General features: G+C 60.8%; 6 protein-coding genes. 3 read left to right on the plus strand and 3 right to left on the minus strand.

Annotation, left to right across the window (positions count from 1 at the left end):
- Positions 1 to 96: 96 nt before the first annotated feature.
- From tsaB to ppc, 3 genes are all read right to left on the minus strand, one after another.
- Positions 97 to 771: a tRNA (adenosine(37)-N6)-threonylcarbamoyltransferase complex dimerization subunit type 1 TsaB gene (tsaB, locus tag AC1RQB_RS16860; protein ID WP_063342621.1), complete on the minus strand. Its 675-nt coding sequence runs from the start codon at positions 769 to 771 to the stop codon at positions 97 to 99.
- A gap of 93 nt (positions 772 to 864) precedes the next feature.
- Positions 865 to 1,512, minus strand: a complete 648-nt coding sequence (adk, locus tag AC1RQB_RS16865) for an adenylate kinase (protein ID WP_007906266.1) — start codon at positions 1,510 to 1,512, stop codon at positions 865 to 867.
- A gap of 302 nt (positions 1,513 to 1,814) precedes the next feature.
- Complete coding sequence (gene ppc / locus AC1RQB_RS16870; RefSeq protein WP_063342620.1) at positions 1,815 to 4,445, minus strand: phosphoenolpyruvate carboxylase; 2,631 nt, start codon at positions 4,443 to 4,445, stop codon at positions 1,815 to 1,817.
- Positions 4,446 to 4,680: 235 nt separating this feature from the next.
- On the opposite strand from ppc, the gene AC1RQB_RS16875 reads away from it, so the two are divergent.
- The 3 genes from AC1RQB_RS16875 (at position 4,681) to lptF (ending at position 6,657) form a co-directional block, all read left to right on the plus strand.
- The gene (locus tag AC1RQB_RS16875; protein ID WP_007897668.1) at positions 4,681 to 5,025 is read left to right on the plus strand and encodes a hypothetical protein; all 345 of its coding nucleotides are present in this window, start codon (positions 4,681 to 4,683) and stop codon (positions 5,023 to 5,025) included.
- A gap of 373 nt (positions 5,026 to 5,398) precedes the next feature.
- Positions 5,399 to 5,812, plus strand: a complete 414-nt coding sequence (locus AC1RQB_RS16880) for a DUF4398 domain-containing protein (protein ID WP_063342619.1) — start codon at positions 5,399 to 5,401, stop codon at positions 5,810 to 5,812.
- A 56-nt stretch (positions 5,813 to 5,868) separates the two neighbouring features.
- Positions 5,869 to 6,657 (plus strand): lipotoxin F family OmpA-related lipoprotein LptF, encoded by a 789-nt coding sequence (gene lptF, locus AC1RQB_RS16885; protein ID WP_063342618.1) that lies wholly within the window; start codon positions 5,869 to 5,871, stop codon positions 6,655 to 6,657.
- Positions 6,658 to 6,812 lie beyond the last annotated feature (155 nt).

Here is a 6,812-nt window from a genome sequence, read left to right on the forward strand (position 1 = left end):
CCTACTAAATATGCCGACCGGTCTCGTGGGCTCGGAGGTGTGTATGAGAGACAGGGAGCGGGCTTGCCCGCGATTGGACCCGCTCGGTCGGGGAAATTAACGCGCTTTTGGCGTCGCGACTTTATCGCGCAAATACACCGGCTGCGCCTGATCGGCCACGATCGCTTCACCGCGTTCCCAGGCAAAGCGCGCCAAGGTCAGCAGGTCTTCGGCGTGGGGCAGCATGCCCGCGTCCTGCCCGCTCAGGTTGACGGCAATGCGCTCGGCATACCCCCAACCGGTGCCCGCGCCGAACCATTCGCCGCTGGCATCGGCCGGCAATGCGGCGACTTCGGGCGGCAACACAGCTTCGTTGCCCACCAACCGCATCTCCCCCGCCGTTTCGCGGTAGCACCCCCAATACACCTCATCCATGCGCGCATCGATGGCCGCCGCGACCTGGCTAGCGCCATGTTCGCGATAAGCCCGCTGGGCGAGTACGGCGAGATTGGAGACCGGCAACACCGGGCGATCCAGCGCAAACGCCAGCCCCTGCACCACACCGATGGCGATCCGCACACCGGTGAACGCGCCCGGTCCACGGCCGAACGCAATGGCATCGACCGCTTGCAGCGTGGTCCCGGCATCGGCCAGCAGTTGCTGGATCATCGGCAGCAGCTTCTGCGCATGCAGGCGCGGGATCACCTCGTAATGACTCGTGACTTTACCGTCATGCAGCAAAGCAACGGAGCAAGCTTCAGTCGCGGTGTCCAGGGCCAGCAAGGTGCTCATCGATGTTTCCGTAAGAGAGGTCAGAAAAAGTGCGCCAGTATAAACAACTACGGCCCGCAAGCGGGCCGTAGAAGATGAAGCCGATCAGACTTTTCAGCTCAGTGCTTCAAGCACCTTGCCGGTGATCACTTCAACCGAGCCAACACCCGGAATATGGCTGTATTTCGGCTTGCCCTGCGCAGAGGCCAGCCCCTGGTAGAACTCCACCAGTGGTTTGGTCTGGGAGTGGTAGACCGACAGGCGATGACGCACGGTTTCTTCGGTGTCGTCCTTGCGCTGCACCAGCTCTTCACCGGTGATGTCGTCTTTGCCGGCGATTTTCGGCGGGTTGTAGACGGTGTGGTACACGCGGCCGCTGGCCTCGTGAACGCGACGACCGGCGATACGCTGAACGATTTCTTCGTCATCGACGGCGATTTCGACCACGTTGTCCAGTTCCACACCCGCTTCTACCAGCGCTTCAGCTTGCGGAATGGTGCGCGGGAAACCGTCGAACAGGAAACCGTTGGCACAGTCAGGCTGCGCGATACGGTCCTTGACCAGGGCGATGATCAGATCGTCGGAGACCAGACCACCGGCATCCATGATGCCTTTGGCTTTAACACCCAGCTCGGTACCGGCTTTTACAGCAGCACGCAGCATGTCGCCGGTGGAGATTTGCGGAATGCCGAATTTCTCGGTGATGAACTTAGCCTGAGTACCTTTACCGGCCCCGGGAGCTCCCAGCAGAATGACGCGCATTAGATGTGCTCCTCAATTTTTTATTTAGAATAACTTAAACAAAACAATGGATTCGCCACGTGGGGCCAATCTCAGAAATAGGGTCGTGACCGCCCAAACGGTCAAAGGCTGATCAAGATACACAGCAGGCCCTGCCCACACAAGCCGCCGAAAGTCGGAGAAACCCGAGCCTGATGAGACCTTGCGAAGGGGTAACCCAAGTCGCAACCCCATCATTAACTGTCGCGTGACAGACCTTTTCGACCGCTCGCCAGCAGGCACTCGACGCTCGCGCCGGGCGCCTGTTCTCCACGACGAAAACCTTAGCCGGTATTTCGCAAACCGGCGGCAATCCCCGCCACAGACACCAGTAACGCCTGTTCTACCGGGCTGCCCTGGGCCACATCCTGTTGCCGCGAACGTGCCAACAGTTCGGCTTGCAATAGATGCAGCGGGTCGAGGTAAGTGTTGCGCAGACGGATGAATTCAAGGGTAGCTGGGCTATGTGCCAGTAGCTGCGACTGACCGGTCAACCCCAGGACCACCGCACACGCCTGCGACAATAGGTCGCGTAAATGCGCACCCAAAGGGAGCAGATCCGGCTCGACCAGGCGCTCATCGTAAGACTGGGCGATGTCGGCGTCGGCCTTCGCCAGTACCATTTCCAGCATATCGATGCGGGTACGGAAGAACGGCCACTGCTCGCGCATCTGCCCCAGCAGCTCACCCTCGCCGCGCTCCAGCGCCTTGCTCAATGCCGCTTCCCAGCCAAGCCAGGCCGGCAACATCAGGCGCGTCTGGGTCCAGCCGAAGATCCAGGGAATGGCGCGCAAGCTTTCAATTCCACCCGCACGACGCTTGGCCGGGCGGCTGCCCAACGGCAAACGCCCCAATTCCTGCTCCGGGGTGGACTGGCGGAAATACTCGACGAACTGCGGATTCTCCCGCACCACGGCGCGGTAAGCCTTGACCCCGTCGGCGGCCAATTCGTCCATCAAATGGCGCCAGGCGGGCTCAGGGGGTGGCGGTGGCAACAAGGTCGCTTCCAGCACCGCTGCCAGGTACAGATTGAGGTTTTGCTCGGCGATGTCCGGTAGGCCGAATTTGAAACGAATCATTTCCCCCTGCTCAGTGGTGCGAAAACGCCCCGCCACCGACCCTGGCGGCTGCGACAGAATCGCCGCGTGCGCCGGACCACCCCCGCGGCCCACGGTGCCACCGCGACCGTGGAACAACAGCAGCTCCACTTGCTGCTCGCGGCAAATATCCACCAGCCGCTCCTGAGCCCGATACTGCGCCCAGGCCGCCGCTGTAGTGCCGGCGTCCTTGGCCGAGTCGGAATAACCGATCATCACTTCCTGCGGCCCTTGCAGGCGCGAGCGATAGCCCGGCAGCAGCAACAGTTTTTCGATCACCGGGCCGGCGTTATCGAGGTCGGCGAGGGTTTCGAACAGCGGCACCACGCGCATCGGCCGCAATACACCGGATTCTTTGAGCAGCAATTGCACGGCCAGCACGTCGGAAGCGGCACCGGCCATGGAAATCACATACGAGCCGAGGGAAGCCCCCGGTGCCGCGGCGATTTCCCGGCACGTCGCCAGCACTTCGGCGGTGTCGGCAGACGGCTTGAAGTACGCCGGCAGCAATGGCCGGCGATTGTTCAGTTCGCGCATCAGGAAGGCGATGCGCTCCTCTTCGCTCCAGTCCTCATATCGGCCCAGACCGAGGTAATCGGTGATTTCGGTCATGGCCGCCGTGTGGCGCGACGAGTCCTGCCGCACATCAAGGCGCACCAGAAACAGCCCGAATGTCACCGCACGGCGCAGGCAATCGAGCAACGGGCCATCGGCGATGACGCCCATGCCGCACTCATGCAACGAGTGGTAGCACAGTTCCAGCGGGTCCAGCAGGTCGCGGTTGTTTTGCAGTACATCGGCGGATGCTGGCGTGTTTGCTGTCAGGGAAGCATGGGCCCAGTTACGGGTCGCGCGCAGACGTTCACGCAGTTGTTTGAGCACTGCGCGGTAAGGCTCGGCGCTGTCGCCGGCCTTGGCTTTCAACTCGTCACTGGCCTGCTGCATCGACAACTCGGCGGCGAGGTGATCGACATCGCGCAGGTACAAATCGGCGGCCATCCAGCGCGCCAGCAGCAACACTTCGCGGGTCACGGCGGCGGTGACGTTGGGGTTGCCGTCGCGATCGCCGCCCATCCACGAGGCAAAGCGAATCGGCGCGGCCTCCAGTGGCAAGTGCAGGCCGGTGGCGGCATGCAGGGCCTGATCGGCCTTGCGCAGATAATTGGGAATCGCCTGCCACAGCGAATGCTCGATCACCGCAAAGCCCCACTTGGCTTCATCCACCGGTGTCGGGCGAGTACGGCGGATTTCTTCGGTGTGCCAGGCTTCGGCGATCAGGCGCTGCAACTTCGTCTTGATCTGCTCGCGCTCGGCGGTCGTCAGGTCGCGATGGTCCTGGGCGGCCAGTTGCGCGGCAATCGCATCGTACTTCTGGATCAGCGTGCGACGCGCCACCTCGGTGGGGTGCGCGGTCAATACCAGCTCGATTTCCAGTCGACCCAATTGCCGGGCCAGGGACTCGGGGTCATGGCCCGCGGTCAGCAGGCGAGCGAGCAATTCCGGCAACACCCGGGCCTCGAACGGCGCAGGCTGCGATTCTTCACGGCGATGAATCAGCTGATATTGCTCGGCGATATTGGCCAGATTGAGAAACTGGTTGAACGCCCGCGCCACCGGCAGCAACTCGTCTTCGCTCAACTGGTTGAGGCTGGCGCTGAGTTCGGCGTCCATCGAACCGCGACGATCAGCCTTGGCGCCTTTGCGGATCTGCTCGATCTTGTCGAGAAAGTCGTCCCCGTACTGTTCACGAATGGTGTTGCCCAACAGCTCACCCAACAGGTGAACGTCCTCGCGCAAGCGTGCATCAATATCGGTCATCAGCAGTTCTCCAGCGAAAATCCGGGCGGCTATGCTTTGATAGTAAAGACGTTGAAATAGAAGCTCCGTTAAAGAGAGTGCCGTCCTAAAGCGCTTCTTACAAGCAGACGACGCCAAGGACTTCAAACACCGGGCATTGCAGCTAATCTCAACCATAAGCCGTACAACGGCGTATCACCGGCCACTGCCGGACACTCACCCGGCCTGCCACGAGCAGGTGCGCAACGAGGTCATCATGAAAATCCGCGAGCTCGCCAAGCATTGGGAAGAAAACGCCAAGGGTCGTCTGACCGACTCTGGCTACGCGATTCATCTGGACGTGGAAGCCGCCGCACGGCTGGCGGCGATTATCGACATGTACCCCAAGCGGCACCCCGAAGAACTGCTCGGCGAGCTGATCGGCGCCGCACTGGAAGAACTCGAAGCGAGTTTTCCGTATGTGAAAGGGTCAACGGTGGTGGCCACCGATGAAGAAGGTGATCCGTTGTACGAAGACGTCGGCCCGACCCCGCGTTTTCTGGCCTTGTCCCGGCGTCATTTGCATGATTTGTCGGGCGATAACGACAAGCAGAAACACTGAATTTACCGCCGAACCTGTGGGAGCGGGCTTGCTCGCGAAAGCGGCGTGTCAGGCAATATTTATTTCAACTGATACGGCCTCTTCGCGAGCAAGCCCGCTCCCACACTGGCTTGCTATTCCTTCGATAATTGCATGTTCCCGGGTCATGAAGCGCTCGGGGATACTGCTGCACATCGCGAAAATTTCCGATTTAGCCCCTTGTCCACTCGATCAGGTTTTTTCGGACGATAGGCATTTTCTCTGAACTTTTGAAAAACGCCTCGGGTCAACCCAGTAACCACGCCTGGGACGGCCGTTTCAAAAAGCACTCTGGAAATTGATGGTTGCGGCTCCTTGCCCAGGATGGATTCAGATGTTTTTCAGGAGTTATCCAATGGAGTTGAAGACCATGAAGACCAGCATCGCATCATCCTCGTTCCCCCATCTGCGCGGTCTCAAACTGGCGGCCCTGGCCATCGGCGGCAGCTTCGTTCTGGCCGGTTGCGCCGGTAACCCGCCGAGCGAGCAATACGCCGTGACCCAATCCGCCGTGAACAGCGCTGTCAGCGCCGGCGGTACCGAATTCGCCGCCGTGGAAATGAAGGCCGCTCAGGACAAGCTCAAACAAGCCGAAATCGCCATGCACGACAAAAAGTATGACGAAGCCAGAATGCTGGCCGAGCAAGCCGAGTGGGACGCCCGCGTCGCCGAGCGCAAGGCCCAGGCGATGAAAGCCGAACAAGCTGTGAAGGATTCCCAGAAAGGTGTTCAGGAACTGCGTCAGGAAAGTCAGCGCACCGTGCAGTAAGCGCCCATCCCGATTTTCAGACCTGAAACACTTATCGATAGAAAGGACGAACTATTATGCGCAAACAATTGATGATCCCCGCCCTCTTGGCCGCAAGTGTTGCACTGGCTGCCTGCTCCACCCCGCCCAACGCGAACCTGGAGCAAGCCCGCACCAACTACACCGGCCTGCAAGCCAACCCGCAAGCCAGCAAAGTCGCGGCGCTGGAAACCAAAGACGCCAGCGAATACCTGGATAAGGCCGACAAGGCTTACCTGGATAGGGAAGACCAGGCCAAGGTCGACCAACTGGCTTACCTGACCAATCAGCGTGTTGAAGTGGCCAAGCAGACCATCGCCCTGCGCACCGCTGAAAACAACCTGAAAAATGCCGCGGCACAACGGGCCCAGGCTCGTCTGGATGCCCGCGACCAGCAGATCAAACAGCTGCAGGACAGTCTGAACGCCAAACAGACCGATCGCGGCACGCTGGTGACGTTTGGTGATGTGCTGTTCGCCACCAACAAGGCGGACCTGAAGTCCAACGGTTTGGTGAATATCAACAAACTGGCGCAGTTCCTTCAGGAAAACCCGGACCGCAAAGTGATTGTCGAGGGTTACACCGACAGCACTGGCTCGGCGTCGTACAACCAGTCGCTGTCGGAGCGTCGCGCGACCTCGGTGCAAGTGGCTCTGATCAAGATGGGTGTCGACCCTGCGCGCATCGTGGCCCAGGGTTATGGCAAGGAATACCCGGTTGCGGAGAACTCCAGCGTCTCGGGCCGTGCGATGAACCGTCGGGTGGAGGTGACCATTTCCAATGACAACCAGCCGGTCATCCCGCGTTCGGCGATCAGCGCCAAGTAAGCTGACCACGCTGAAACTTAAAAGCCCCGCCTGAATTGATCAGGCGGGGCTTTTTTATTTGACGATCACTGAACCTGTGGGGGAGGGGGGGGGGGGGGGGGGGGGGGGGGGGGGGGGGGGGGGGGGGGGGGGGGGGGGGGGGGGGGGGGGGGGGG

The sequence above is a fragment of the Pseudomonas sp. GW822-FHT02E03 genome (genome assembly GCF_058802325.1).

What these genes read in the sequence shown, in the direction of transcription:
- tsaB (WP_063342621.1), bottom strand. Translation starts at nt 771, where the DNA reads ATGAGCACCTTGCTGGCCCTGGACACCGCGACTGAAGCTTGCTCCGTT.
- lptF (WP_063342618.1), top strand. Translation starts at nt 5,869, where the DNA reads ATGCGCAAACAATTGATGATCCCCGCCCTCTTGGCCGCAAGTGTTGCA.
- AC1RQB_RS16875 (WP_007897668.1), top strand. Translation starts at nt 4,681, where the DNA reads ATGAAAATCCGCGAGCTCGCCAAGCATTGGGAAGAAAACGCCAAGGGT.
- ppc (WP_063342620.1), bottom strand. Translation starts at nt 4,445, where the DNA reads ATGACCGATATTGATGCACGCTTGCGCGAGGACGTTCACCTGTTGGGT.
- AC1RQB_RS16880 (WP_063342619.1), top strand. Translation starts at nt 5,399, where the DNA reads ATGGAGTTGAAGACCATGAAGACCAGCATCGCATCATCCTCGTTCCCC.
- adk (WP_007906266.1), bottom strand. Translation starts at nt 1,512, where the DNA reads ATGCGCGTCATTCTGCTGGGAGCTCCCGGGGCCGGTAAAGGTACTCAG.